General features: G+C 55.9%; 23 protein-coding genes, 2 tRNA genes and 1 pseudogene. 16 read left to right on the top strand and 10 right to left on the bottom strand.

What is annotated here, in order from left to right; all coding sequences use genetic code 11:
* Window positions 1-45: 45 nt before the first annotated feature.
* The 9 genes and pseudogenes from JG725_RS20910 to JG725_RS16770 all read left to right on the top strand — a co-directional run.
* A pseudogene (locus JG725_RS20910) lies at window positions 46-276 on the top strand (hypothetical protein); the annotation flags it as partial.
* Between the two features lie 342 nt (window positions 277-618).
* The gene (locus JG725_RS16805; protein ID WP_199378916.1) at window positions 619-1,476 is read left to right on the top strand and encodes an RHS repeat-associated core domain-containing protein; all 858 of its coding nucleotides are present in this window, start codon (window positions 619-621) and stop codon (window positions 1,474-1,476) included.
* A 3-nt stretch (window positions 1,477-1,479) separates the two neighbouring features.
* Window positions 1,480-1,950: an Imm26 family immunity protein gene (locus JG725_RS16800; RefSeq protein ID WP_199378915.1), complete on the top strand. Its 471-nt coding sequence runs from the start codon at window positions 1,480-1,482 to the stop codon at window positions 1,948-1,950.
* A gap of 305 nt (window positions 1,951-2,255) precedes the next feature.
* Window positions 2,256-2,672 carry an immunity protein YezG family protein gene (locus JG725_RS16795; protein ID WP_199378914.1) on the top strand — a complete coding sequence of 139 codons (417 nt, stop codon included), beginning with the start codon at window positions 2,256-2,258 and terminating at the stop codon, window positions 2,670-2,672.
* A gap of 159 nt (window positions 2,673-2,831) precedes the next feature.
* A complete protein-coding gene (csrA, locus tag JG725_RS16790; RefSeq protein WP_199378913.1) occupies window positions 2,832-3,062 on the top strand; it encodes a carbon storage regulator CsrA in 231 nt (76 codons plus the stop codon).
* Window positions 3,062-3,520, top strand: a complete 459-nt coding sequence (locus tag JG725_RS16785) for a hypothetical protein (protein WP_199378912.1) — start codon at window positions 3,062-3,064, stop codon at window positions 3,518-3,520. The genes csrA and JG725_RS16785 overlap by 1 nt, the downstream gene beginning before the upstream one ends.
* A gap of 50 nt (window positions 3,521-3,570) precedes the next feature.
* Window positions 3,571-3,999: a hypothetical protein gene (locus tag JG725_RS16780; RefSeq protein WP_199378911.1), complete on the top strand. Its 429-nt coding sequence runs from the start codon at window positions 3,571-3,573 to the stop codon at window positions 3,997-3,999.
* Window positions 4,000-4,027: 28 nt separating this feature from the next.
* Window positions 4,028-5,041 (top strand): DUF6710 family protein, encoded by a 1,014-nt coding sequence (locus JG725_RS16775; protein ID WP_199378910.1) that lies wholly within the window; start codon window positions 4,028-4,030, stop codon window positions 5,039-5,041.
* Window positions 5,042-5,430: 389 nt separating this feature from the next.
* Window positions 5,431-6,132, top strand: coding sequence for a hypothetical protein (locus JG725_RS16770; RefSeq protein ID WP_199378909.1), 702 nt, complete (start codon window positions 5,431-5,433; stop codon window positions 6,130-6,132).
* Window positions 6,133-6,153: 21 nt separating this feature from the next.
* On the opposite strand, the gene JG725_RS16765 is transcribed toward JG725_RS16770, so the two are convergent.
* Both JG725_RS16765 and JG725_RS16760 read right to left on the bottom strand, forming a co-directional pair.
* Window positions 6,154-7,989 (bottom strand): integrase arm-type DNA-binding domain-containing protein, encoded by a 1,836-nt coding sequence (locus JG725_RS16765; protein ID WP_199378908.1) that lies wholly within the window; start codon window positions 7,987-7,989, stop codon window positions 6,154-6,156.
* A gap of 228 nt (window positions 7,990-8,217) precedes the next feature.
* Window positions 8,218-8,293: transfer RNA gene (locus tag JG725_RS16760), tRNA-Gly, on the bottom strand.
* 103 nt (window positions 8,294-8,396) lie between these two features.
* Here JG725_RS16760 and JG725_RS16755 point away from each other — a divergent pair.
* Window positions 8,397-8,594, top strand: a complete 198-nt coding sequence (locus tag JG725_RS16755) for a hypothetical protein (protein WP_199378907.1) — start codon at window positions 8,397-8,399, stop codon at window positions 8,592-8,594.
* 160 nt (window positions 8,595-8,754) lie between these two features.
* Here the strand turns inward: JG725_RS16755 and JG725_RS16750 are convergent, their stop codons facing one another.
* The 6 genes from JG725_RS16750 to JG725_RS16725 all read right to left on the bottom strand — a co-directional run bounded on the left by JG725_RS16750 (window position 8,755) and on the right by JG725_RS16725 (window position 16,022).
* On the bottom strand, window positions 8,755-9,393 hold the full coding sequence (locus JG725_RS16750) for a fimbrial protein (protein ID WP_233356458.1): 639 nt from the start codon (window positions 9,391-9,393) through the stop codon (window positions 8,755-8,757).
* 13 nt (window positions 9,394-9,406) lie between these two features.
* Entirely contained in the window at window positions 9,407-10,453 is a 1,047-nt protein-coding gene (locus tag JG725_RS16745) for a fimbrial protein (RefSeq protein WP_199378905.1), read from the bottom strand.
* Complete coding sequence (locus JG725_RS16740; protein ID WP_199378903.1) at window positions 10,450-13,083, bottom strand: fimbrial biogenesis usher protein; 2,634 nt, start codon at window positions 13,081-13,083, stop codon at window positions 10,450-10,452. The genes JG725_RS16745 and JG725_RS16740 overlap by 4 nt, the downstream gene beginning before the upstream one ends.
* A 102-nt stretch (window positions 13,084-13,185) precedes the next feature.
* Window positions 13,186-13,902, bottom strand: a complete 717-nt coding sequence (locus JG725_RS16735; protein ID WP_199378901.1) for a fimbria/pilus periplasmic chaperone — start codon at window positions 13,900-13,902, stop codon at window positions 13,186-13,188.
* 216 nt (window positions 13,903-14,118) lie between these two features.
* Window positions 14,119-14,685 carry a type 1 fimbrial major subunit FimA gene (gene fimA / locus JG725_RS16730; protein WP_172291552.1) on the bottom strand — a complete coding sequence of 189 codons (567 nt, stop codon included), beginning with the start codon at window positions 14,683-14,685 and terminating at the stop codon, window positions 14,119-14,121.
* A 713-nt stretch (window positions 14,686-15,398) separates the two neighbouring features.
* Entirely contained in the window at window positions 15,399-16,022 is a 624-nt protein-coding gene (locus tag JG725_RS16725) for a helix-turn-helix domain-containing protein (RefSeq protein ID WP_172291551.1), read from the bottom strand.
* Between the two features lie 907 nt (window positions 16,023-16,929).
* Here JG725_RS16725 and gcvA point away from each other — a divergent pair.
* From gcvA to JG725_RS16710, 3 genes are all read left to right on the top strand, one after another.
* The gene (gene gcvA / locus JG725_RS16720) at window positions 16,930-17,835 is read left to right on the top strand and encodes a transcriptional regulator GcvA (RefSeq protein WP_172291550.1); all 906 of its coding nucleotides are present in this window, start codon (window positions 16,930-16,932) and stop codon (window positions 17,833-17,835) included.
* Window positions 17,836-17,910: 75 nt separating this feature from the next.
* Window positions 17,911-18,738 carry a DMT family transporter gene (locus JG725_RS16715; RefSeq protein ID WP_172291549.1) on the top strand — a complete coding sequence of 276 codons (828 nt, stop codon included), beginning with the start codon at window positions 17,911-17,913 and terminating at the stop codon, window positions 18,736-18,738.
* 20 nt (window positions 18,739-18,758) lie between these two features.
* Window positions 18,759-19,649 carry an oxidoreductase gene (locus JG725_RS16710; protein WP_172291548.1) on the top strand — a complete coding sequence of 297 codons (891 nt, stop codon included), beginning with the start codon at window positions 18,759-18,761 and terminating at the stop codon, window positions 19,647-19,649.
* Between the two features lie 327 nt (window positions 19,650-19,976).
* Here JG725_RS16710 and JG725_RS16705 read toward each other — a convergent pair.
* A tRNA-Gly gene (locus JG725_RS16705) sits at window positions 19,977-20,052 on the bottom strand.
* 222 nt (window positions 20,053-20,274) lie between these two features.
* Window positions 20,275-20,817 (bottom strand): oligoribonuclease, encoded by a 543-nt coding sequence (gene orn / locus JG725_RS16700; protein WP_172291544.1) that lies wholly within the window; start codon window positions 20,815-20,817, stop codon window positions 20,275-20,277.
* A 166-nt stretch (window positions 20,818-20,983) separates the two neighbouring features.
* Here orn and rsgA point away from each other — a divergent pair, with 166 nt between their 5' ends.
* The 3 genes from rsgA (at window position 20,984) to mscM (ending at window position 26,452) form a co-directional block, all read left to right on the top strand.
* Complete coding sequence (rsgA, locus tag JG725_RS16695) at window positions 20,984-22,033, top strand: small ribosomal subunit biogenesis GTPase RsgA (protein WP_199378899.1); 1,050 nt, start codon at window positions 20,984-20,986, stop codon at window positions 22,031-22,033.
* A gap of 77 nt (window positions 22,034-22,110) precedes the next feature.
* Window positions 22,111-23,070: an archaetidylserine decarboxylase gene (gene asd, locus JG725_RS16690; protein WP_199378896.1), complete on the top strand. Its 960-nt coding sequence runs from the start codon at window positions 22,111-22,113 to the stop codon at window positions 23,068-23,070.
* A 58-nt stretch (window positions 23,071-23,128) separates the two neighbouring features.
* Window positions 23,129-26,452, top strand: coding sequence for a miniconductance mechanosensitive channel MscM (gene mscM / locus JG725_RS16685; protein WP_172291541.1), 3,324 nt, complete (start codon window positions 23,129-23,131; stop codon window positions 26,450-26,452).
* The last annotated feature ends 6 nt before the right edge of the window (window positions 26,453-26,458 follow it).

Below are 26,458 nucleotides of genomic sequence, written 5' to 3'. Positions count from 1 at the left end.
CCTGCAGGGCGGCTTGGTCAGCGACATCGAGCGCGACACCGCGAGATCCTGCGCACCCAGGGTCGCCTGACCAGCCGCACCGGCTACGACGCCCTCGGTCGCAAGGCCTGGCAGTTCGCCTCCAGCCTGCCCGCCGACAAGCTCTCCAGCCTGCACAACCCGAACATCGTCGTCACCGACCTCATCGAGCGCCGCGACAACCCCATCCACCGCCGCTACCGCTACGACGCCGGTGGCGAGCTGGTCGCCCTGCGCGACAAGCTGCGCGGCGACACCCACTACGCCTACGATGCCGCCGGCCGCCTTCTCGGGCGCAGCGCCCCGGACCTGGCCGCGCGCGAGCACTTCGCCTACGACCCCGCCGCCAACCTCGTCCAGCCCGAGGGCGACACCCTAGGCGGCCACGTCAAGGACAACCGCCTGCGCACCTGGCAAGACCAGCGCTACGACTACGACCCCTGGGGCAACCTGGTCACCAAGCGCGTCGGCCAGCACCTGGAGCAGCGCTTCGCGTACGACGCCGAGAACCACCTGATCCACGCCGCCACCTACCGCGACGGCAACCTGGTCAGCGAGGGCCGCTACCACTACGACAGCCTCGGGCGGCGCATCGCCAAAGTGGTCGAGCAGGATGGGAAGACGAAGCGGACAGACTTTTTGTGGCAGGGGCTGCGGCTGCTCGAAGAGCGCAGCGGTGATGGACAGAAGCTCTACGTCTACGAGCCCGACAGCTACGCCCCGCTGGCGCGCATCGACGGCTCAGGCGACGACGCCCGGCTCTACTACTTCCACACCGACCAGATCGGCACGCCGCTGGACGTCACCGACGAGGACGGCGCCCTGGTCTGGCAGGCCAGCTACAAGGCCTGGGGCGAGGTCGAGACCTACCACACTCAGGCCATCGAACAGAACCTGCGCTTCCACGGGCAGTATTTCGACGACGAGACCGGGCTGCATTACAACACCTTCCGCTACTATGATCCGGGTGTTGGGCGGTTTGTGACGCAGGATCCGATTGGGTTGCAGGGAACACAGAATCTTTATCAATATGCTCCAAACCCAAATATTTGGATGGACCCATTGGGTTGGATTCATGAGAGCGCTCCCGGATATAACGTCTATGGATTATTTGATAAAGGAGCAGACAAACCATACTATGTCGGTATAACTGATGATTTATCCAGAAGACGGACAGAACACGTCGGCACAGGAAGAATGAACGGAAGTTCCATCATGCGCCCATTAGATGAGAACATCACCTACGGACAAGCACGCGGCTATGAGCAAGCATACATAGATCACTATCAGACAAAAACCGGCATCATCGGCGAGGAAATATCCCCGCAAAACAGAGGAAACAAAATCAACTCCTACGACAAAAATAACACAACGCGCAGAGCTTCCAGGCAAGCCAATTTTGATTCCAATTATCAAGCCAAAACAAACTCACTTAAACCCACTTCTGGAGGATGCTGACACATGAAACTAAAGAAATACGATTGGAAAAAAAAGAAAAAAACCCTATTGAGATACATAAAACCCGGTGACATATTTTTTTTTGAGAACACTCCCGGGGAGTATTATTTTGGCAGAATCATGGCCAAAAACTCACTTGGTCACTTCGCAGAAATATTCACCCCTTCCACAAACGATCCAGAAACAATAACACTAGACACGAAAAAAAGAATACGCGACCCAATAGTGCTTGACTCATATAGCCTCTTCGACCGAAGAACAGAAGGCAACTGGGTAATAATCGCCAATCAAGAAGATTACATAATTCCAACCAACGAGCCCATCAGATTCTCTTATGGCGCAGGCCCCATTCAAACCAAAGTTGACATTCTTGGAAACAAAGAACAGATCACCGAAGAAGAAGCAAAGTCCCTCCCATCTTACTCTCCGATGGGCGACTTTGACGTTAAAGAATATCTTGGAATAAATCAGTAGAAAGGCAAATAGTTAAGCAACCGCTCTGATGGATGGCGGGGCTCGGTTCACTTTCACAGTTCTTTAGCAACCCGACATCTTGAGCTTTCCATGACAGGCGCACCGTCAGTGACATCGAGCGCGACGACCTGCACCGCGAGATCCTGCGCACCCAGGGCGGCCTGACCGCTACGACGCCCTCAGTCGCAAGGCCTGGCAGTTTGCCTCGCACCTCTCCGTCGCCAGGCTCTCCAGCCTGCGCAGCCCGGGCCCAGCGCATCCAGACTCAGATAACGCATCGAACGCCGGCCCAGGAGGTTCCTGATATGACACCTGAAATAGAACAGCTGCAACTGACGCTCGCTCAAGGGGTATTTGACGAACTACCGGAGGATGGCTGGGTTCAAGCCAAGTACTCGCTCCTGGCCATCACGATGTTTGCCGAGGAGACCGGCTACTACCTGCTCGAAAGCGGAAAGCAGGTGTATTTCACTATCGAAGACGAGGCCAGCGATGCCTTCCGAGAACTACGCGCCAAGATGGCGGCCCTGCATCAGAACGGGCATGCCTGGTACACCGGAACGCTGACCCTAGACCCGGCTGGAAGTTTTCGATTCGACTTCATCTATGACGAGTTACCGGCGTTCCAGATAATTCCATCGCCGGCGAAATGGGCTGACGAGTTTCGGACCTACCCACGCCCAGAACTGCAAGACCGTATTCCGGCTCAGCCGCAGGACTAGGATTACCCAGGCAGCGACCATGATCCCATCCGAACAGGTCGTCCATCTGTTCGGGTGGATGGCAGTGCCCATGCTTGGTATTTTGATCAATGCAGCCCGCATGACAGCGGGCAACGCTCAGCCATTGAACGGCAAACCGCATGAGAGGGAGGTTCCACGTTGTTGATCTTGACGCGCGAATTGGGCGAAAGCCTGATGATTGGAGACGATATTAAAGTGGATGTGCTCAGGGTCGAGAAATCGCAGGCACGTCTCGGCATTCACGCCCCCGAAGGCAAGCGTGTCTACCGGGAGGAAATCTATCGCCGCATCAAGGCCGAGAGCCCGGAGAACGCGCGTCCGAATGAAAGCACGAGCGATTCGGAAACCGCCAACGAAGACAGAACCTGATGAAGAACATCCCCCATGCTGGGGCCATGCTCCTGGCGGCCATCATGGCCAGCTCGGTCCTGGCAGCAGAGCACGATGCCGCAGGCCCGCCCGAAACCGCGGAGTTCGCAGGCCAGCCACTGGCACTGGTCGAGACCTCGGGCCAATGCGCGGTCCGGTCGCAGGACGGCCAGCAGCTCGTCACCCAGCTGGATTGGCCCTGTCGGTTCCACCGCAAGCCGGACGGCCAGTTGCGAGTCGAGGTGATCCGCGGTATTCCCGTCGCCCTGCTGGAGCGAAGCCGTCCCGCGCCCAGTCCGGACTTCCCCGGGGATTGCCTCACCAGCTTCCAGGCCATCCGCCTGCTCCAGGGCCAGCTGGAACTCTCGCTGGCGAGCGAAGCCGCCGCATGCTTACCGTCCCGCTGGGACGAGAAGATTTTCATCGGCTTGTTTCCAGATCAGCACGCCGCCCACTGACAAGCTTCACATAGCAAAATGAGGCTCTCCAAGTATGCCGAGCGTTACTCGTGGCCGATGAACTCCTTGGCTATCCAGAAGCAAGCCACGCCTTCACGGCATCGACCGTTGCCGCTTATGTGGAAGACGATATATTCATCGTGGCGTTGGGCGATGACCCCGTGCAGCCCAGGAGTTTTTTCATCATTTCCCGCCCGGTAGACAGCGGGAACAACTCCGTCGACGAAAGCATCGAGCTGCAAGGCCACCACTCCGAACATGGACAGGCAGGTGCTCTGCTCAGCATCACACTCTCCCCTCGAGATCTCACCGTTCGCATCAAGCCGCAGCATGTCGAGCACTTCGGCACAGCAGGCTTCACCGGGCATTTCGCCGAGGGTGAATTGCAAGTGGAATCATTGGACAATCTTGAGCGATTCATCAGGAGAATCCTGGACGGAAGCCAGGCCACCTTTACCAGTGAGCGAGCAATCGAATGACGATGATCGCCAGGCAATATGAGCGTGTATGAATCTTCCCTTCTGGCACAGTAGAAAAAAAGCGGCAAGCAACGAACGCGTCGCACGCTTTGAACATGCCATTGAACTGGCACATGCAATTGCGGCCACCGACCCTGGGGGGCTGGCGTCATTGATCCGGATCGTGGCTGCCCCGCTACAGGCACGATCGACGACCTCCGCAGCGCTTGCCGGCCCTCACGAGGCTCGCCGCTGCGAAAAATTCGAGACGTTGTTCTTCGACTGGGGCGTGTCTCTCACACCGCAGAGACAGACCGTCTTCGACTTGGCGCCTCAGAAGGCCGACCGGGGCTATCGGTTGCGGCTGGGTGTCGACCCCGTGCTGGCGACGCCTTGGCACCGCACGCGCCTGGTCCGTGCACTTGCCACCATTGGCCATGGCAAGCGGCAGGGCGCATGGCACGAAGATCCCAACCATGTGGTGACGCTGCTGCAGCCATTGGGCATCGGTCTGGTGGGTGGTGGCAACCATTCGATGACCGCAGGGATCGCCAACGGCGAAGGCTATGTCACGTCCACCGACGTGCAGGATTTGACGCCGCTCTATGCCCATGTCCGCTATGACGGGCTTGCGTTTGTGCGCACATGCGACGGCCGGGCGTTATCGCGGCCCGAGGACGAAGAGCCGGGCATTCTGTTCGAGATTGGCCGGTTGATGGTCGAGCACGGCGTGGCATCCGGGGTCGCCCGCATCGAGTTGGACGCTACGTCTGCTCCATCGCTGTCCGGCGGGGATGGCTACTACAAGGTGCTCATCGACGGCTGCGATGCCGGCGTGGCCCTGACGCCGAGCGGTGCGGCCCTCGCGTTGCGGCAGGCCGGACTGCAGGAAGGCAGTGCAGAGTGGCGCAAGGCCCTTTGCGGTGAGACATCTTTGCCGAGGTGCAACTGGAAGGGCGAGGAAGAACACATTCAACTGCGCTGGAGCATCCGGCGTGCCGTGGTGAACGACCCGGGCTCCATCTATGGGGTGAGGCCCTGGGTCGCGGACGATGACGACTGACCTCTGTCGTTATCCCTGTCGACAGGCAGAGTATCGACGGCGAGCAGACAGCAAGGCGATTACTGATCTTCTCAGCGCTCCGTGAGGGACTAGAAAATCCTGCCCAGGAATCCGGCTCTCGGTTCATCGTCACCAGGGCCTGCTGATGTTTCACATGGCGATCTAAAGAAAGCGAGCGTCTCTACTATTTCCCCGCCGGCCAGATCGCCACGCCGCTGGACGTCACCGCTGAAAAATGATTGCATTCGGCTTTCACAAACCGGTAGGAACGGACGCCATGGGCAACAAAGAGCTGGGAACCGCACGCGAACCAATGGCCTTCCATTCGCCGGCTCGCGCCTTCAGTGGCGTCTGGGTCTACCCGCTGACAATGGCTTGGTGAAGTGGTCATGCCGGCATTATCGAAGGTCGCGCCGTTCGACGCCCTCCTGGGCAAGATTCCCGATACGCAGCTAGGCCGCTTGATCGGCGTCTCGGCCGATGCCGTCCGGCTGCGCCGTCTCAAGCTGAACATTGACCGATATGTCCCGCCAGGGGGATTAGGGGGTGGGGCCTTCGATCATTTGATGTGGTATCTGCCAGATGCGCAAATCGCCATCCTGGCAAATGTCTCGCGCCATGCGATTCAACACCGGCGAAAACGCCTCGGCATTGCTCCGCCCAAGCGCGCAAAGCGGCTGGCCGAGTGGGAGCCATTTCTGGGCCAGATCACCGACCAGGCACTCGCGGAAATTGCCGGGGTGTCAAAGCAAAACGTTACAGCGTTCAGGAGACGACGAGGCATTGCGTCATACCGCGAGCGGAACCAACGAGCGGCGGTGAGTTTCTCGTATGCGCGCGGCAGACGGCCTGCTAAAGCAACATCCGGGACGGCGCAAGGCCAGTGGGGGGCCGGGCCTCACCATGCGACTCCTACCGGGAATGGAGCGCGGACGCCAGGTTTTCATGTTCATCAACCTTGCCATGCTCGCCAACACCGCCCATGGTGGCGCGCGCTGGGTGCTGCGCAAGGAGAGAAGATCCCGCGCAATTCGCTCATCCTACACAGTGAACTACGCCTTGGCGTAGTTCACTTTCTCAAGGAGAATTAAAGAGACCATCGGACATAGGCTCTATGCGGTTTCAAGCAGCGGCGCATTTCGGCTCATCAGGTCGTAACAGACGGCAGTAATCGACTCATGCAAGTTTGCAGCCGAGACCACCTCGACGGCTGAACCGCCCAGTGACTCACGGGGCTGCAACAGCGCCCGGTAGAGCTGCCATGGGTCCATGCCCTCCAGTCTCTCCATCACGGACTGCACCAGCCGCTGCTTGAGCGGGTCGAGCTGCCACTCTGGCACTCGCTGACCACGATTTCCGATGCTGATCGTCAGCAGCTTGCCGGCCTTGATCTCGCGGTTGATCTGATCCTTGGACTTGCCAGCCAGCTTGGCGAACTGCGCCACAGGCAGGTTGTGGGGCGCCTCATAGGTCGCGAGCATTTCCATCCGTTCGCGCTGCAAGTCGGAAACAGCGACTTCGACGACAGGTTCCGGAACGGGCCTTGCGGGCACGGCCGACAGCCGATGGACAGGAGGAACACCAGCCATGACCGGCAACATGGCCGGCGGAGGCGTCACCTCTCTCTCATCCGCCGTCCCTCTACCGCTTTCTTCCAACAGGGGTACGCCATCAATACGAATGGTCAGGTGGGCACTGGCGGTAGCCACTTCGCCTTGTTCCAGGAGATCGAGTCTGTCCGCCCAATCCTGCATCATCCTGCGCCGAGGCTCCACGTACAGCGCGTGGTTGTAGGCTGCACTTACTTGGTTGGGGTCGCTATGCGACAACTGGGCATCGACCCAAATCTTGGGGTAGCCCACCTCGTTGAGCGCTGTGGAGATCGTGCCACGGATGCCGTGGCCGGTCAGCAGATCCTTGTAGCCCATGCGTTTCAATGCACCGTTCAGGGTGTTCTCGCTGATACGCTCCTTCAAATCACTGCGATGCGGCAGGAGATAGCGCTGAGCTGGCTTGAACTCTGCGAGCAGGTAGCGAACGACCTCAATCGCCTGCACAGACAACGGCACGATGTACGGCGGGACGTCCTGGGGCCGAATGCCCTTCTTGCGCATGTCGGTCTGCAACTGCTTGACCACTTCCGGGGGGATGATCCACAGCCCCTGATCCAGAACGAACTGATCTGGCGTCGCCAGTCTCAACTCACCGGTTCGCACCCCCGTCAGCAGCAGTAGGCGGATTCCCAACTGCGTGGTAATCGCACCACGATAACGGCGCAGTTTCTGCAAAAGCTCTGGCACTTGCGGCAGGCGCAGGAACGGATTGTGGGTGACTGGCGGCGGCGGCACGGCGACGACATCCAGATCCGAGGCCGGGTTGGTTTCCAGCCCCTCGACTTTCACTAGGGCGAAGCGGAACAGTTGGTTGAACCACGTCCGCACCTTTTCGGCGGTGGTGAACGCTTTGCGCTGCTCGATCTTGGCCACCACATCCAGCAGATCCGTGCGTCGAATGTCGTACATGGCGGTTTTGCCCAAGCTCGGCAACACGTCCCGGTCAAAGATGCGCAGGATCTGCGACAGAGTGCTGTTGCGCCCCTCCTTGAGCTCCAGCCTGCGATGCTCAACCCATTGGAGGAACACGGCCTTGAAGGTGTGCTCGTCGGCCAGGCGCACAGCCCGACGCTTCTGCTTGCGATCGAGTTTGGGATTGATTCCCTTGGCGAGCAAAGCTCGGGCTTGATCCCGAAGGGCGCGAGCCTCGCGCAGAGTGATTTCGGGGTAGGTGCCGAGTGACATGCGCTTCTGCTTACCTGCCCAGCAGTAGCGGAAGTGCCAGGATCGACCGCCTTGGTCGGTCACAGCCAGGGAGAGGCCGTCGAGATCGCCGAGGGTATACGCTTTGCCGGTCGCCTTGGCTTGGCGAACAGCCATGTCTGAGAGTGCCATCGTTCCAGCTCCTAACTTGAAGAGTTAGAGCTAGATCCTCGACTCGCCTACCACTCCGGCCCAGCAAGAATGCGGAACCTCACACACCCGGATTTATGGACTAAAAAATGGACTAAAAAGCCCCGGATGTGGGTGGATTCCAGTGGACTTCGCTGGAATGAAAAAAGGGCCAAAAGGCCCTGTTTTCAATGGCTTGCAGACTTCAGTGGACGTCTACAGAACCTAAAATGGAGCGGGAAACGAGACTCGAACTCGCGACCCCGACCTTGGCAAGGTCGTGCTCTACCAACTGAGCTATTCCCGCATTATGGTGGGTATTCCAAGCAGCTTAATAGTTCGAAGCTTTATTTGATAACCGATTGATTAAACAGACTTTAATGCAAACCGGCGTTTGGAATGGGCGCATTATGAACCGGTTCTCCGAGCATGGCAAGCCCTTTCTCATTCGTCGCCGTCTGATTGGTTATAACAACGCCAACTGGCTGCAAATCGACGAGCTATCATCCGCATCTCGCCACATCCGGCTGACGACAGGGCGGGAACCCGCCGCCTCAGCCATACCACGCATACCCTTTGGGCACGCGCGAGAAACCGGCCGCGGATAGCGCGTTGGCAACCGGACTGGTGCCCGTCGGCCGACTTAGCCTTAAACGGCTGGCAGGAAACGGTTGGCACAGGCGAACAATGAATAAAAGTTTAGCACCATTGCCGCCATCGCCTGTTTTCCGCCCTCTTCTGAAAGCCGCCGCCGGGCGCGATGCGGATTTACTGATAGTTCAGCGTAAAGGTCACATCCCCGTTGGCCGTACCGGGAGTCACGTTATTTTTCGTCGCCACGTATTGTCCGTAGAACACCAGCTGCGCGCTGCCGGCGCTGGCGGCGCTGGCGGCGCTGGCGGTCAACGGATAGACCGTGCTGCCCTGCCCGATGGGAATACGTTGGTAATCTTTATCGAGAATCGCAATCCCCAGGTTGGCGGCGGTGCTGTCGCTGCTCAGCGCCAGCAGCGTGCCGTCGTCGCCGTCGATATTGCCGTTGAATACGGTCTCTACCCCAGACGTGGCCGGACCGCAGCTTTCAAGATTGATGACGAATCTGACCGGCGGCGCGCTGCGGTTGCCGGCGGTGAACTGCTTCGACGCCCTGGTGCCCATATCGACGGTTTGCTCCTGAGATCCCACGCTGACGGAACACCCGTTTGCCACCAGCGTCGCGGTAAGCTGGATATTGGACATTCCCAAATCGGCGTGGGCTGCCGGCGCGCAGCACAGGATCGCGCTCGCCAGCAGCCCGCGTGCCAGAGCGGCGCCGTTCCCGGCCGTCTCCGCTTTTCGCTTTTCCTCCGCGCCCATATTCCTGGCGCGGGCGCCCGTATGACGTTTCGCTCTATAAGGCCCTATCATCCCTTTCTCCTCCTCAGGCAAAATCGACTCGCAAATAAGCCAGCGCGGTCACAACGCCCTCCGCCGGCTTATTCCCGGTCACGCTCACCGGATAGGCCGTGATGGTCACATTGGCGCTGTAGGAATCATCCAGGCTAAAGGGCAGCACGCTGGAGAGATCGTTCGGCGTCAGCGGGCTGCTGCCGCTATCGGTAATCACAAAGCCGACGTCGGGATTATCGGATACGATGATATTGCCGGAGGTATTATCCGCCTGGACGCGCATAGTCAGACTGGCCTGAGCGTCAATACCGTTACAGGCAATGCCTATCGTCCGGCTTACCGGATTGACGCCGTCGGGTCTGGCGCCGGCCGTTTTGAACGACCCGGTGGAAATAGAGCCAAAATCGATGGCGATGACCTGCCCCGAGTTGAGCGTACAGCTTTGCGGCACCGTCATCGACCCGCTCATATATCCGACCACCAGCGGCGAGCCGGTTCCCTGCCCCGCTCCCCCCTGGTTGCCGTATAGATAGAAAACCGGCGTCAGCGGGATGGTGGTCACGCCGACGAATTTGCGCTTGATACGAAAATTCACCCGCACCCGGCTGCCCGTCGTCGCCTGTCCGCCGCATCTGCCGTTGCAATTGTTCGACAGGTCGACAAAGGGAACATTGTTATAGGTACTGCCGCCCGACGCGTTATACACATACATCTGCGAGGCGATCTGCAGGTAATCATTGCCGGTAATGTCATACCAGTTCAGACCGCTCTCCGACGAGGCCAGGCTTAGCGACGGGCCGGGCTGAGCGGTGTAATAGACCGTATCCTTGGTATTGCATCCCCCGCTAATGGTATACGAACCGCTGTCCCTTTTTTCATTCCATCCCGTGGTATAACCGACGGTGTTTTGCTGTGAAGCGAACTGAAAAGAAAAATCATAGGTCACGGGCGATCCGGCGGCGGTATTGCATTGCGTCGCGAAAACAGAGTGCGGGCAAAGAAGCAGCAATAGCGCCGGGCATAGCCACCGCGGTTTTCCACCCAACGCGCTGATTAACATTTTCATTTTATCGATCATAAACATTCCGCCTTAGCATAAGTCATCGGCTTGTTTTCACTCCCTGCCGGCAGGGTATAATTGATGGCGCACTGTTGCTGCGCAGAGGCCCCCCACGCCACTAGCAGCACGCCCTTGGGCGACAGTCCGGAGAGGAAAACCTGGCCGTTATCGCCCACAATCGCCGTGCCGTTACTGTCGGCACGACGCACTTCGGCGCCAAACGGCACGGGTTTACCGCCGCGTTGCCGTAGCGTGATCAAGGCACGAACCCCGACGCGCGCATCGAAGTTGGCGCGCACCAGCGCCCCGCGCGTCGGCACGACGTTCACTACCGCGTCGTCGACTTCTGTACGGTTGTTCAGCGTGTTGACATCCAACGCGATGCGATTGCGCCGGTAAGTGGTGGCATAGGGCACCACCGCGTATCCGCGCCAGTCGGTGCTGACGCCGGTGACGTCCTCCAGTTTTACGCCGCTGGCGCCGGGCGCGCTGACCAGCACGTTGGTATCGCTCAACGGCTGGCTCAGGGTGACGCCATTGGCATGCGCCACTACGCCGCCGCTCACGCCGTAATGTACCTGCCGGAACCCCTTGCTGTAGTTGTAGCCGACGTTGCTGTTGCCGTACTCGCCCTGATAATTGAGGCTGGCATTGCCGCTATAGCCGATCCCCTGGCTGCCGTAACCCTGCTGCACGCCGTAGCCTAAATTGTTGTCGTCCAGCAGCGTGCCGCTGACGCCGGCCTGCTGGATATTGCGTCCGTGGGTGTCGGTATTGGCGTTATAGGTCAGGTAGGATGAATTGGATGAATGGGTTATATCGGTTTTGCGGCCGCCGCCGCTAAGCCATTGGCCTAACGGCAACGAGAGATTAAACGCCACGAGGCGATCCGCCTCCACGCCCAGGTTCTTGTTATAGCTGTAGGTCAGACTATAGCTGATGCCGTCCCAGGAGCCGCTGTAGCCGGCCTGCCACAAATCGGCGGTCTTGTCCGTGTGCCAGTAATCCTGTCGGCTGCCGGTGAAAAAGAGCGTTCCGTTGTCCCCAATGTGCTGGGTGATATTCACCTGGACCTTACCCTTTTTCGTATGGTTGAGGTCGTAATAGTCCTGGTAAACCGGTCGGACACTTACCGTATCGATGCTATAGCCGCTCATCTGCTTATAGCTGGTTTCATCCAGGGTATAGAAACCCTGCGTGGAGTAGCGGTAGCCCAGTAGCTGAAAGTTGGTGCCTAAGGCGTTTAACGATCTAGCATACAAAAAGCGCAGCGACTGGCCCTGATGATCGCTGCCATCCGCCAGCGTACTATAGGCTTGGGTGACGTCGGCCGAAAACGCGCCCCATTCCCCCAAGTTTTTACCGGCGCCAAGGGCCATGGACTGATAGTCATCCGCCAGCTGCGACCCGCCATACAGCGTGACGCCGGCGGGCAGCCCCCAGATCAACGTGCCCTGAGCAAATTCGGGTTTATCCTGCTGGCTGTAATTGCTGCGGTACTGACCCGCGGTCAACGCATACTTAACGCGCCCCTCGCGCTGTAGCACCGGTACCGCCGAATAAGGGATGGTGAAGCTATTGGTGCTGTTATCGCTTTCGGTTACCGTCACCACCAGGTCGCCGCTTGAAGTGGTGGGGTAGAGATCGTCGATGGTAAAAGCGCCCGGCGGGACATAGGTTTGATAAATCACATAGCCGTTTTGCCGCACGGTGACGCGGGCATTACTTCTCGCCACGCCGCGGATGGTGGGGGCGAATCCCCGCAGGCTGTCCGGCAGCATATTATCGTCGGAGGCCAACCGTACGCCGCGAAAACCGAGGCTATCAAACACCTCGCTCGACGTGCTGCTGTCGCCCAGCGTCAGCTCGCTCTTTAGCGGAACAATCGTGCGTTGCAGATAGGTATTAACGTGCTGCCAGTCGTGAGTACGGCGCCCCTGATAACTGTAGTAGTTCCAGGTGGAGTAGTCGCGCAGCCGCCAGCCGCCCCAGTTAAGCCCGCTGTTCAGATTGAGAAAATAGTTGTTGCTGCTGTCGTCGCCGGAGGTGTTGCTGCCGGTGAAATCGTAATTCAACAGCGCGGCGTTGATGCCGTCGTCCCACTGCTCCGGCGGAATATAGCCGCGGGCGCTGTTGTTCAGCGACGCCTGGGGAAGCGTAACATTCAAGCGCTGTAGTTCGAAATCAAAGGCCGTGTGCGCATCCGGAATGAGGCGCGTCAGCGCCACGCACTGATCCGCCGGCGCGTTGGCGATGGTCGGAAACGCCTTGGTATTGACATTGAACGTCTCCAGTTGGGAACGGGTAATGCAGGGATCGAGCCCCGAATCATCCTCCTGCGCCGCGTCGGCGGATACCGGCTGGCGCGCGTTAAATTTGATATCGCGCGTCGCCACATATTCGCCGTCAAGATAAATATCGACGTGATAGACGCCGGGCGGCTGTCCTTTCCCTTGCTCAAAGCGGGACAAATCCGCTACCGCGGCGGGATCGTTGGACAAAAACGCCGGGTTAAAAAACAGTTCGGCATAAGCGCTGGCCGCAGGTAATGCCACACATAAGGCGATAGCCCGGCATAACGGCGCCCGGCGCCATCTCGCCGTTACGCGTTGATGTCTGGGGCTGCGCTTCCAATAAAATGGCCGCATACGAAAAGCTCCTGAAGAAGTGACGGAACGTACCGCGTAACGCGGCCGACGTTTCCTTTATTCCATGCCCGGTTCGGGCCTCACCGGCGCCACCGTCCGCAACTACTGCATATTGCCGGTAGTCCGGGGGGTATTGGCGCCATAGTCGTTGACTGACTGGAAGACCACCTCGCCGCGGGCATCCGCGGGAAGTGCGACGGAGGCGTTTCCTTTTGGCGGCACCATGGTGTTGGGAAGTTTTCGTGTGCCTATATTGAAGTTAACCAGCGTGACGAAATAGGGCGTCGGGTTGGTGATGGCGAGGGAATCAGCCTGGCGGTGGAAACGCAGTTGAGCCGGAGCATCGCTCGGACTCTGCGCCAGACCTGCAGGCCGGACGAACAGTTTGATGCGCGACTGAACGGCCAGTTGCAGCACGTTTTTATTCTGAATGGCGTTGCGGTCGACGGACGGAATCGCTTTTACGTTCATCCAGTATACCGACTCCCGGTCGGTCGGCAGTTCGCCCCCCACGTACATGATACGCAGCGTATTTTCGCCCAAGGGTTTGGTGACGAACAGCGGCGGCGTAACGACGAAGTCCGCGCTCTTTTTTTCGCTATTGTCCTCAACCCAGGACTGGATAAGAAAAGGGGTTTTATTATCGGTATTGATGATCGCCAGCGAGCTCTGAGCCGCCCCTGCGGGATAGATGACCCTTGTCGCGCCTAATTCCACGCCGCCGGCTTTGGCCGCCAGCGACAGCGTCGCCAGAGAAAGAAACGCCGCGCCAGCCAGAGCGAGGCGGTAAAAAGTTGTATTAAACACGCAAAACCTCATAGATGAAAAATAACTGATTGACGGCCATACGATGAATTCGTGCGGGCTATGCCAGGTTCGCAGCCGACGATGCAGCGTGCCCGATAACCATTCGCGGGGTCGGAACCACGGAAACGCTGGAAGCGGCGATTGTCTTTCCCATAACGCCGTCTCTTCTGATAATCGGAAATGACGCCGTCCCTGGCAGCCGTCCCTCGTCCCTGCATGTGTCGATAGTTATTCGTACTTCATGGTAAAAGTGACATCCGCATCCGCTTGGCCCGCGGTAACGGCATCCAGCGTGGATTTATAACGCGCGTTGAAATTCAGGGTATTACCGCTGCCGTTGGTCAGCGTTTGCGCGTTGGAGTAAACGGCGCCGTTCGGCGACAGTACGGTGCCTTTACTGTCGCTGATTTCGATACCCACGCCAGAAGCGGCGCCGGAGCTCCCGCCGCTAATGTTGCTGGTGGTCAGAACGGTGTTATCGCTGCTGTCGGACGATCCGCTAAAGGCAACGGAGGCCGTGGTGGATACTGTGGTATCGCAATCTTCAAGTTTGATCGTAAAAGGAACTTTACCGGAGTAAGCACCTGCCGCCGCAAAGTTGGAGGTACGATATTGTCCCAGGTTGACCGTCTGGTCGGCAGAATTGGTGCTAACCGCACAAGCCGCATTAACGATCTGTCCTTTGAAATGCACAGTGCCTCCGGCAACCGTAGTAGTAGCCGCCTCAGCCAGAGCAGCATAACCGGCTGACAAAACAGACACACCGATTAAAGCGCTGAGTAGAGTTTTACGCATAAGTTACGCTTCCTTATTGCCAATAAAAGGCTAGGTAAATAGTCAAAAAAATGAATGTGGCTTTCAACCACATGGGTATTTCTCACCTACCGGGATCTATCCGGCATCAATATAAAGGCACACCTGAACGGCTGACTTTATATAAAGCCAGAAGCGGTGGGATTGAGAAATTACTGCATGCATAGAATTTATCCTGCCCGCTAAGTATTTGCGAAAAAAACAAATTACGAGCGAAAATCAAAAAGCGGAACAATACGGATAAAAAACCAATCAACAACCAAGAAAACCTAAAAAACCAGATAAAAGAACCGCACAGAAAGTATAAGAAGTACAAAAACCCAAACCATCAGTAGTTGAGGGGCGTAATTATCAGCATAAAAAAACAAATAAATAGTTCTCATATAAATACACATGTTTTTTTATTGTTTCGTCATATAAACATTACCACCAACCACTTAACATCTTTGAAAAATTAAAGTGAACTAATAAGGCTGCAATCAATTTAAATAATTAAAAAAACCAAAAAATCATCAATATAAAAATACTACGGCAGCCACTATTTCACGCAGCGTTACAATTAAGCAATGAATTTATTTTGGTAGGAAACCAATAGGAGGGAATAATTCGTGGGTTTACTTCGCATCAGGAAGAGAAAAACGCTGCCCGCAAGGTAGGGGGCAAGGAAAAGCCGAAAGCCGCCATTGACGACAGATTCAGCAGGCAATGGGTTGGCTAAAAGCTATTTTTTTTAACCGTCCGTGCTCTAATTCGATAAGCTTTTCCGCCTGCAACTTCTTTAACACCCTGAATATAGTGCTTTTAGAAAGCGAGGTTCTCTGGGAAATAAAGGTTAACGCGGTATAGCGCCGCCGGACATCCGGCGGCAGTTTGTTAAGCGAACGCAGCATATTTTTCACTACAGATTGCGAATCGCCGTCGTTATCAGCACAAAAATCAATCAAAAAATGAAACCAGAAATTAACGATAATCAGAACATCATCAAATCGCTGATAGGCGGTAACCACCCTTAGCGCGATATTAAATGGCAAACATCTTATTTTTCCGTAGTCGACTCTTTCAATATAGATGTCATCACTCTTCAATGCCGCCAAAGACCAGCCGACTATGGTCGGAGACAGGATCATCGAGATAACTTTGTTATCGCGGGTTCTTTTTATTAAAAATTCACCTTCATCGAGAAAATAGATAAATTGTTCACCAGAAGAATGAAGGTGATAACGTCTTTTCCCTCTTACAACTTCCGAGGGCATTGCGACATGCGCGTGCGGAGAAAGCATTTTTGTCAGACGAGAGATGGATTGCTCCGGATAAACCATGCCAGTGCCTTTGTCTAAATAAAAATAATCGTTATAAATTAAATGGGCGCAGACAAAAATAAATAACCTGCCCAGCCCTAAAGATTTTCACTTACCTTTTTATAAGACTATCCCGACTGACCAAAGTGAAATCAAGTCCCCATAAACATCTCGTGACACTTCATATTATTGGTAAGTTAATTTGCTGCCCGCTTTCTCCGGCCTCCCCCCATCATGCCGACGCGTGCACACTGGCAGATCGCATTTAAAGCGGGCAGGTCAGAAAGACAATCTCTATTCATTTTAGACAAATGAATGACATCGGCCTGACACTCGTCGCCGTGGGGAAAAATAAAATAAAAGGCTAAAAAAATAAAAACTAACGGAGTAAATAGACTTATCCACTAAATAAAACGAAAAATAAAAACAAAAAAACCACAAATAAGCGCCTAAGCGCAGCGCAAAAAAAGCAGGCCAAATAAAATTTTCATCGTCATATGAAAACCAATGTTAAAAAAATGTTATATCCAGCTAAGGGTTTAAACATTTTGTTACCCGCAGCGGCAGAAGCTCGCGTTTTAACGGGCATGATTTAACCAAGCACGGAAAGGCGCAGTTGAAGGAGGTTCAGCGGATTTCGCTGGATGCGCAATAGAGCGATTCCCCCTTTTAATCAGTAACCTATAGACTTTTATGGATGTCTATAGAAAAGAAATTGGAGCGGCAAACAAGACAAGCGTTGAGTAGCTAAGCATTATTTTATTAAAGCTAATTTGATACTTTCAGTATCAGTTAAGCCTTGAAAGCTAACGCTGTACGACTATCCGTATATTCCCGGTTGCTTTACTTATCACTCTGTCGCCGTATCTTTTGCAAAGGATCCGGCATATCGTGTTATGAGTATTAGCTCATTAACAGGAATAGAGTGATGCGTGACCTCCCCCCTACAGCCACATTGCGCGCCTTTGAAGTCGCCACTCGCCACGCCACGTTTACCTCAGCCGCAGAAGAGTTATTTATTACGCAAAGTGCGGTCAGCCATCAGCTTAAAAGTCTGGAGGAAATGTGGGGCCTGCAGCTTTTTCAGCGCGGTAAAACCTTGCGGCTAACGCCTGCTGGCGCCGCACTCGCTCCCCTGGTGCGCGAATTCTTTAGCAAATTGGAAACCACGCTTGCCGACCTGCGTGAACAAAAAGGCCGAGTGCGTTTGCGCGTCAACACCACCTATTCTTTCGCGCTAAAGTGGCTGTTACCTCGCCTGCCAGATCTGGCACGTGTACATCCGGAGATCCTGGTGACGATCGAAAGCACAGATAGCGCCATTAGATTCACGAGCGAAGATGCCGATGTGGCGATCCGTTTCGGTTACGGTAATTATCCTGCTTTGCATTCGGAGTTTATGTTCCGGGAACAGCTCTTTCCGGTTGCCAGCCCGGCCCTTTTACAACGTTTAGGCACCCCGAGTGACCCTGCCGAATTGCTGCGCTACCCGCTCCTGACGCGTGACGGTGCCGACCTGGTACCAAAATGGGACACATGGTTTAAGCAAGTCGGCGTAAATACCGATGTGCTCCACGAGAGCGTACGCTTCGCTGACACCAATATGACGATTGAAGCGGCGTTACTGGGTCAGGGCATTGCATTAGCGCGCAGCGGACACGTTGAAAAAGAAATCCGCGAAGGCAGCCTGACGCGTCTCTTTGACATAACGTTCCCCTCACCTGCCGCCTATTACTTTGTCTGCCCGGGAGGCACTGAAACGCAGCCGCACATCCTAAAATTCCGCAATTGGCTCCTCGCTCAATCACAACAGGCACAGCTTGGTTACGGTTAAAGCATGAGTCTTTGCTCATGCCATGATGGCAACATTTCACTTCAAATCCGGGCAGGGGCTGTTTAGCATCAGCACATGCCCACTCATATTATTTTACTGACGTTGTTCGCCGCCCTGCTGCATGCCAGTTGGAATGCCTTATTACGCGGCAGTGCTGACCGGTTGTGGTCGATGACTATCATGTGCGTGGCGATCGCGTTTAGCTGCGTCGTCATCGCACTGTTCCTACCGCTGCCTGCCTGGGCGAGCGTAAGGTATGCGGTGTTATCAGCGTTACTGCATGTAGGCTATAACCTGTGTCTGATACGCAGTTATCAAAGTGGGGATCTCGGGCAAACCTACCCGATTGCACGTGGTTCTTCGCCACTGATGGTGACCTGTGGGGCGGCCCTCTTTGCTGGGGAAAAGATCGCCTTACCTACGCTTGTCGGTATCGGGCTGATTTCTGGTGGAATTTTGGTGCTTGCCGTGAGAAACCTCAGGCTGTCGGTGTTAGGCCTCAAATATCCCCTCGCTACCGGGGCTTTTATCGCCGCCTATAGCGTCGTGGATGGTATGGGCGTGCGCCTCTCCGGCAATTCTTTTTCCTATACCGTGTGGATGAGCATGCTGTGGGGAGCGCTGATGCCTGCGCTCTATATCGCCTTACGCGACACGAAAAGTTTACTGTGCTGGCGGCCCGGTTTATTCAGTGCGGCGGCGGGGGGGCTGGTGTCGCTGATGGCTTACGGCATCATTATTTATGCGATGACGGCTGCACCGATGGGAGCCGTCTCAGCGCTGCGCGAAACCAGCGTGCTGTTTGCCGCTGTACTGGGTTATCTGTTTCTCGGCGAAACCTTAACGCTGAGAAAAATGCTGGCGTGTACGGTGATTGCCGCCGGCACACTGATGATGGGTTAATCAAATCAGGAGAATACAAAATGTCTGACCATCCCACGATTGCTCTTATTGGTCCAGGTGCTATCGGTACCACCATCGCCGCTGTACTGCATGAAGTTGACCGCACGCCAGTCCTTTGCGGGCGCACCGCGCATCCGCGGTTAATTCTGCGTCACGATGATGGTGAAGTTGTGGTGCCAGGTCCGGTATTGAGTAATCCGTCAACTGTCACCCATCCATTCGATCTGGTCTTTGTTGCGGTGAAAACCACCCAGGTGGCTGACAGCGCCGACTGGCTGGCCGCGTTGTGCAATGAAAACACCGTAATATGTGCCCTGCAAAACGGCGTCGAGCAGAAAACCCTGCTGGAACCCTACGTCAACGGGGCAACTGTGCTGCCTTCAGTCGTGTGGTTTCCGGCACAGCGCGAGCCGGATGCTTCAGTCTGGCTGCGCGCCAAACCGCGTCTGACGCTGCCGGATGTGCCGCAGTCACAACAGGTCGCTGATGCGCTCAGCGGCACGCGCTGCACGGTTGAGCTGTCAGCCGATTTTCTCTCGATAGCCTGGCGCAAACTACTTCAGAATGCAGTTGCGGGTCTAATGGTGCTCGCAAATCGCCGTGCGGGGATGTTCTCACGCGAAGACATAACACAGTTGGCCCTGGCTTATCTGCGTGAATGTCTGACGGTAGCGCGTGCGCAAGGTGCGGTACTTCACGATAACGTTGCGCAGGAGATCGTTGACGGTTTTCAACATGCGCCTGCGGATTTAGGCACCTCTATTCTCGCCGACCGACAGGCCAACCGCCCACTGGAATGGGATATACGTAACGGCGTGGTACAGCGTTATGGTTGCTCACAGGGTATTCCTACGCCCATCAGTGACGTGCTGGTACCGCTGCTGGCGGCGGGAAGCGAGGGGCCGGGTTGAAGTCGTTGACTACAGGAGTGCTTACAAGACAATGGCCCCCTGAATCGCCACAGGTTTGAGCGATATATCCAGACTATTAAGATGATTAAAATAGTGCCCGATACAAGATGCGACGACATGCCTGCTCCTCTGTAAGCACACCCGTTTTAGTTCCACGAACTTATAAGGAGGCACCTATAACGCACCCGATTTTCATGTACTAATTTGTGTACTACTTCGGCGTGGTTGACGGTGGTTTTCAGCGGGTTTCGCTGGATGCTCAACAGAGCGATTACCCTGTTGAATCAGAGAGCTACAGACTTTGGTGGAAGTCTATAGAACAAGAATTGGAGCGGGAAACGAGACTCGAACTCGCGACCCCGACCTTGGCAAGGTCGTGCTCTACCAACTGAGCTATTCCCGCTCGGGAAAGTGCCGAACCGGATACGAAATTCTGTATCCGGTACGGGGTGCGTATTATACGAGAAATCCTTTCGACCGCAACCCCCGAAAATGAAAAAACATCTGACTGCCGATAAAAAGAGCAACACGGCGCGAATATGTTCATCCATCAGCATGGAGACCGCCGGGCTGATTCTCCTGTCGATCATCACGCCGAGCGCCGCCTGATCATCGCCGCGCCGCGCTATAGCTGAATAAAATGCTCCCGATAATAAGCCAGCTCCGCCAGCGACTCTCGGATATCATCCATCGCCTGATGCGTGCCCTGCTTTTTAAAACCGGCCAGAATCTCTGGTTTCCAGCGGCGAGCCAGCTCTTTCAGCGTACTGACATCCAGATAGCGGTAATGGAAGTAGGCTTCCAGTTCCGGCATATAGCGAAACAGAAAACGCCGATCCTGCCCGATACTGTTACCGCAAATCGGCGATTTCCCCGCCGGCACCCAATGTTGCAGGAAAGCCAGCGTCTCTAACTCCGCCGTGCGTTCATCAACCGAGCTGGCTTTCACCCGGTCGATCAAACCGCTGGCCCCATGGGTACGCACGTTCCAGTCATCCATCAGCGCCAACTGGCTATCCGGCTGATGGACGGCCAAAACAGGGCCCTCAGCCAAGACATTGAGATTGGCGTCGGTCACCAGCGTTGCAATTTCAATGATGCGATCCCGTTCAGGATCCAACCCTGTCATTTCAAGATCGATCCAGATTAGGTTATTTTCATCTACCATCGTGGTATTCCTGTTTAGCCTTGTGCTGTTACCCGCCTGTTGACGACAACAGCACGTCAACGCTTAAGTGACCAGCATTAATCAAATAGGGTGTATTATAGTCGCTTCAATCGCCGCGGGCGATAATCAGTGCCGTGGCGATAATCATAGTATTAAGTGAGGCTCAGTGAGCAAAAAGAAACTGTCGAAAGGGCAAGAGCGTCGGGTCAGCGCCAATCATCAGCGCCGCCTTAAGCACGCGGATAGCAAGATCGAGTGGGAGGATAGCCAACTGGGCGAGGCTCAGGAAGGCATTATTATCAGCCGCTTTGGTATGCATGCCGATGTGGAAGCGGCCGGTGGCGTGGTGCATCGTTGTAATATCCGCCGCACCATTAAGTCGCTGGTCACCGGCGACCGCGTCGTCTGGCGCGCCGGCAACGAGTCGCTGGCGGGCATCAGCGGGATCGTTGAAGCCGTCCATCCGCGTCACTCCGTGCTGACGCGCCCTGACTACTATGACGGTGTTAAACCGATCGCCGCCAACATTGATCAGATCGTGATCGTTTCCGCCATTCTTCCTGAACTGTCGCTCAATATTATCGATCGTTATCTGGTCGCCTGTGAAACGCTGGAGGTCGAACCGCTGATCGTGCTGAACAAGATCGATCTGCTGGATGATGAAGCCTATCAGTTCGTCAATGAGCTGATGGATATCTACCGGGCGCTCAAGTACCCGGTGATTATGGTGTCAAGCCATACGAATCAAGGGATCGAGGAACTGGAACAGGCACTAACCGGCCGTATCAGTATTTTCGCCGGACAATCAGGGGTCGGCAAATCCAGCCTGCTCAATGCCCTGCTCGCGCTGGGCGAAGAACGTATTCTGGTTAATGAGGTTTCTGATAACTCAGGGCTGGGGCAGCACACCACCACGGCGGCGCGGCTTTATCACTTCCCGCACGGCGGAGATGTCATCGACTCGCCCGGCGTGCGCGAATTTGGTCTCTGGCATCTGGAGCCGGATCAGATTACCCGCGGTTTCATTGAGTTTCGTGACTACATCGGCAGTTGCAAATTCCGGGATTGCCGTCATGAAAACGACCCCGGCTGCGCGATTAACGCCGCGCTTGAACGTGGCGACATCGCCGCCGAGCGCTTTGATAACTATCACCGTATTCTGGAAAGCATGGCTCAGGTAAAAACACGTAAAACCTTTTCCGATACGGATAACTGACATTTATCGTATCCATCGCTACAATGCGCCGCCTTTATCCCCTATTTCATGGCGCATACTAATCCAAGAGGCTCACCGTGCTGGATAGCATCAAAATTAAATTACAGTATTGGCTTCCCAAAATCTGGCTGACCCGTTTGGCCGGCTGGGGAGCCGATAAACAGGCGGGTAAGCTTACCAAGCTGGTTATCGATCTGTTTGTCCGTTACTACAAGGTCAACATGCTGGAAGCACAGCAGCCTGATACCGCCGCCTATCGCTCTTTCAACGCGTTTTTCGTCCGTCCGTTGCGGCCGGAAATCCGTCCGATCGATCCCCATGCCCATCGTCTGGTTCAACCCGCTGACGGCGTGCTGTCTCAGTTGGGCGCGATCACCGACGGTAAACTGATTCAGGCCAAAAATCACCACTACTCGCTGGAAGCGCTGCTGGCGGGAAATTATGTGATGGCGGAGTTGTTCCGCGGCGGGTTGTTCGCCACCACCTATCTGTCGCCGCGCGACTATCACCGCGTTCACATGCCCTGTGACGGCGTGCTGCGGGAAATGATCTATGTTCCCGGCGATTTGTTTTCCGTGAATCTTCTGACCGCGGAAAACGTCCCCAATCTGTTTGCCCGTAATGAGCGCGTGATTTGCCTGTTCGATACCGAGTTTGGCCCGCTGGCGCAGATTCTGGTTGGCGCAACCATTGTCGGTAGTATTGAAACCGTGTGGGCGGGAACGGTCACTCCGCCGCGGGAAGGCATTGTTAAACGCTGGACTTACCCATCGGCGGGAACAGAAGGCGCCATTGCGCTGACCAAAGGTGAGGAAATGGGCCGTTTTAAACTGGGGTCTACGGTGATTAATCTGTTTTCATCCCAGCGGCTGCAATTTTCCGCTCACCTCGGCAGCCTTAGTGTGACCCGCGTGGGTGAACCTTTTGCTGAAATAGCGAGTGATGAGCAGGCGTTCGATGTTTCACCCGCGGAAACGGCCGGGCAGCGGCATGTTGCTGTGAATGTTGATACCGACACGACGGCTAATCCGGGGTGAAGCCCCATGCGCCGTAAATAACCACCCGTCATTGTTGTAAGTTAAAGGTAGGCTAAGCGTGCGTCTGATCGTCACTTTTCTGCTGGGATGTTTGTTATCCACCGCCTCATTGGCCGCCACGGCGCCCAGCGAGGCACAGTTACGCCAGCAATTGCAGCAGGCGGAAGCGAACAAAGGCGCCGCCGATCAGCCTGAGATTGTCGAAGAACTTCAGTCCGCCCTGAACGCCATGCAGGAGCGCAAGGAGTCGATTGAGCGCGCGGCCCAATACCAGCGCGTCATTGATGATTTTCCCAAGCTGACACAGGAGCTGCGCCGCCTGATCGCGGCAGAGGACGATAAGCCGTCGACTGTCCCGGATAATCAGTCCGTTAACGATCTTGAGCAGCAGATCCTACAGATCAGCAGCCAACTGTTGGAACAGGCTCGCCAGCTTCAGCAGGAGCAGGATCGGTTGCGGGATATCGGCGATTCCCTCGGTCAGCTTCCCCAACAGCAAACCGAAGCCAGCCGCGCACTCAGCGATGCAGAACGGCGGATCCAGTCTCTGGGGTCGCCGGCCACCCCGCTGGGGCAGGCGCAATTAGCTGCGTTGCAAGCCGAATCCGCGCTACGTAAAAGTCGGGTTGACGAGTTAGAGCTGGCGCAGTTGTCCGCCAGCAATCGTCAGGAGTTATCCCGCTTGCGCGCCGAACTGTATAAGAAACGCCATGACCGGCTGGATATCCAGCTTCAGGCGTTACGCAGCAGCATCAATAGCCTGCGTCAGCGGGAAGCGGAACAGGCGCTGGAAAGAACAGAGTTACTGGCGGAACAAAGCGGCGAATTGCCTTCCGTCATCAGTTCGCTGCTGACCGTTAACCGCGAACTGTCCGTCGCTCTGAATCAGCAGGCGCAGCGTATGGATCTGATCGCTTCCCAGCAGCGTCAGGCCGCCACGCATACCCTTCAGGTTCGTCAGGCGCTGAGCACTATCCGCGAGCAGGCGCAGTGGCTGGGCGTTTCGCCTGTTTTAGGCGAAACCCTGCGGGCGCAGGTCGCCCGACTGCCGGAGATGCCCAAACCGCAGTTGCTGGACAGCGATATGGCGCAGTTGCGCGTACAGCGCCTGCATTTTGAAGATCTGATTAATAAACCCAGTGACGCCGAACAGGCCAAACAGGACGACGGCACGCCGCTCACCAGTACGCAGCAACGGATCCTGACCGACCAACTGCGTACCCAGCGCGATCTGCTGACGTCGCTGATATCCGGCTGTGATACGCAGATCCTGGAACTGACCAAGCTCAAAGTCGCCAACAATCAACTTGAGGACGCCCTGCGCGAAACCCGGGAAGCGGCGCACCGCTATCTTTTCTGGGTTGCGGATGTCGATCCGATTACCTTTTCCTATCCGCTGAAGCTGGTGCAGGATCTCACCCGACTGCTGTCGCTGGATACCTTGACCCAGCTCAGCAGCGCCATGGTGATGATGGTCACCAGCCGCGAAACCGTGATGCCGCTGCTGGGGGCGCTGTTGCTGGTCGGGTTCAGCATCAGTTCCCGCCGCCATTATCATGCGTTCCTCGAACGCGCCAGCGGCCGGGTGGGTAAAGTGACGCTTGACCATTTTATGCTGACGTTGCGTACCGTGTTCTGGTCAATCCTGACGGCGCTGCCGCTGCCGGTGCTCTGGGCGGCGTTGGGGTACGGGTTGCAAAACGCCTGGCCTTATCCGGTCGCCGTCGCTATCGGCGACAGCGTGACCGCTACCGTGCCGCTAATGTGGGTGGTGATGATCAGCGCATCATTCGCGCATCCTCAGGGGCTGTTTATCGTCCACTTCCGCTGGTCGCCCGATCGGGTTGCCCGGGCGATGCGCTACTATCGGTTGTCGATTGCGTTTATCGTGCCGTTAATCATGGCGCTGATCACCTTTGATAAACTCAACGATCGTGAATTCTCCAGTACGCTGGGACGTCTGTGCTTCATTTTACTGTGTATGGCGCTGGCGCTGGTCACCACAGGCCTGAAACGGGCCGGCATTCCGCTTTATCTGGATAAGGAAGGCTTAGGGGAAAACTCCGTTAACCGGGCGATGTGGAACCTGATGATCTGCGCGCCGCTGGCCGCCGCGCTGGCATCCTGTATTGGTTATCTGGCGACCGCGCAGGCTCTGCTGGCCCGGTTGGAAACCTCGGTTTCCATCTGGTTCTTCTTGTTGGTGGTGTATCATATCATCCGTCGCTGGATGCTTATTCAGCGCAGACGTATCGCCTTTGATCGGGCCAAACAGCGTCGATCGGAGATTCTGGCCCAGCGCGCCCGCGGCGAAGATGACTCGCCACCCGGCGCCCAGCACGAAACCAGTTCGGAAGTCATTGAAGAGCCGGTGGTGGATCTGGACGCCATCAGCGCGAAATCATTGCAGTTGGTCCGTTCCATCCTGACGTTAATCGCGCTGGTTTCGGTGATTGTGCTGTGGTCTGAGATTCACTCCGCGTTTGCCTTTATGGAGAATATCAGCCTGTGGGACGTCAGCAGTACGGTCAGAGGCGTCGAAAGCGTACAGTCGATTACGCTGGGATCCGTGCTGATCGCCATACTTATTTTCATTATTACCGCTCAACTGGTGCGCAATCTCCCCGCTCTGCTTGAACTGGCGCTGTTGCAGCATTTGGATCTCTCCCCCGGCAGCGGTTACGCCATCACCACCATCAGCAAATATATTCTGATGCTGATCGGCTGCCTGATGGGATTCTCGCTTATCGGCATTGAGTGGTCGAAACTGCAATGGCTGGTCGCCGCGCTGGGTGTCGGGCTGGGCTTTGGGTTGCAGGAAATTTTCGCCAACTTTATTTCCGGACTGATTATCCTGTTTGAAAAACCGATTCGTATCGGCGATACCGTCACCATCCGCGAACTTACCGGCAACATCATGCGTATCAATACTCGCGCGACCACCATATCGGACTGGGATCGCAAAGAGATCATCGTGCCGAATAAAGCGTTTATTACCGAACAGTTTATTAACTGGTCGCTATCTGATTCGGTGACGCGTGTCGTGCTGACGATACCGGCGCCGGCCGACGCCGACAGCAAAGAAGTCACTGACTTGCTGATGGATGCGGTGAGCCGCTGTTCGCTGATATTGGACACCCCGGCGCCGGAAGCATTCCTGGTGGATCTGCAACAAGGGATCCAGATTTTCGAACTGCGTATTTTCGCGGCGGAAATGGGACACCGTATGCCGTTGCGTCATGAGCTTCACCAGTTGATTCTGGAAAATTACCGTAAACATAATATGGTGATGCCGTTTCCGCCCTTTCAGGTGCGCATGGACTCCTTATCGCGCAAGGGAAGAACCACGACGTCCGGTAACCGGACGGCCGGAAGCTTATAAAGGAAG

Origin of the sequence: Brenneria sp. L3-3C-1 (assembly GCF_016456245.1) — a bacterium.
Taxonomy (GTDB): domain Bacteria; phylum Pseudomonadota; class Gammaproteobacteria; order Enterobacterales; family Enterobacteriaceae; genus Brenneria.
This window is presented reverse-complemented; position numbering and strand designations above follow the sequence as displayed.

Excerpts from the sequence above, each read along its gene's own strand:
- JG725_RS16765 (WP_199378908.1), bottom strand. The coding sequence starts at position 7,989 with ATGGCACTCTCAGACATGGCTGTTCGCCAAGCCAAGGCGACCGGCAAA.
- JG725_RS16715 (WP_172291549.1), top strand. The coding sequence starts at position 17,911 with ATGCCCACTCATATTATTTTACTGACGTTGTTCGCCGCCCTGCTGCAT.
- JG725_RS16745 (WP_199378905.1), bottom strand. The coding sequence starts at position 10,453 with ATGATCGATAAAATGAAAATGTTAATCAGCGCGTTGGGTGGAAAACCG.
- JG725_RS16735 (WP_199378901.1), bottom strand. The coding sequence starts at position 13,902 with ATGAGGTTTTGCGTGTTTAATACAACTTTTTACCGCCTCGCTCTGGCT.
- fimA (WP_172291552.1), bottom strand. The coding sequence starts at position 14,685 with ATGCGTAAAACTCTACTCAGCGCTTTAATCGGTGTGTCTGTTTTGTCA.
- JG725_RS16795 (WP_199378914.1), top strand. The coding sequence starts at position 2,256 with ATGACACCTGAAATAGAACAGCTGCAACTGACGCTCGCTCAAGGGGTA.
- gcvA (WP_172291550.1), top strand. The coding sequence starts at position 16,930 with ATGCGTGACCTCCCCCCTACAGCCACATTGCGCGCCTTTGAAGTCGCC.
- JG725_RS16775 (WP_199378910.1), top strand. The coding sequence starts at position 4,028 with ATGAATCTTCCCTTCTGGCACAGTAGAAAAAAAGCGGCAAGCAACGAA.
- JG725_RS16725 (WP_172291551.1), bottom strand. The coding sequence starts at position 16,022 with ATGGTTTATCCGGAGCAATCCATCTCTCGTCTGACAAAAATGCTTTCT.
- JG725_RS16710 (WP_172291548.1), top strand. The coding sequence starts at position 18,759 with ATGTCTGACCATCCCACGATTGCTCTTATTGGTCCAGGTGCTATCGGT.
- orn (WP_172291544.1), bottom strand. The coding sequence starts at position 20,817 with ATGGTAGATGAAAATAACCTAATCTGGATCGATCTTGAAATGACAGGG.
- JG725_RS16740 (WP_199378903.1), bottom strand. The coding sequence starts at position 13,083 with ATGCGGCCATTTTATTGGAAGCGCAGCCCCAGACATCAACGCGTAACG.
- JG725_RS16750 (WP_233356458.1), bottom strand. The coding sequence starts at position 9,393 with ATGATAGGGCCTTATAGAGCGAAACGTCATACGGGCGCCCGCGCCAGG.
- JG725_RS16770 (WP_199378909.1), top strand. The coding sequence starts at position 5,431 with ATGCCGGCATTATCGAAGGTCGCGCCGTTCGACGCCCTCCTGGGCAAG.
- JG725_RS16785 (WP_199378912.1), top strand. The coding sequence starts at position 3,062 with ATGAAGAACATCCCCCATGCTGGGGCCATGCTCCTGGCGGCCATCATG.
- JG725_RS16800 (WP_199378915.1), top strand. The coding sequence starts at position 1,480 with ATGAAACTAAAGAAATACGATTGGAAAAAAAAGAAAAAAACCCTATTG.
- JG725_RS16755 (WP_199378907.1), top strand. The coding sequence starts at position 8,397 with ATGAACCGGTTCTCCGAGCATGGCAAGCCCTTTCTCATTCGTCGCCGT.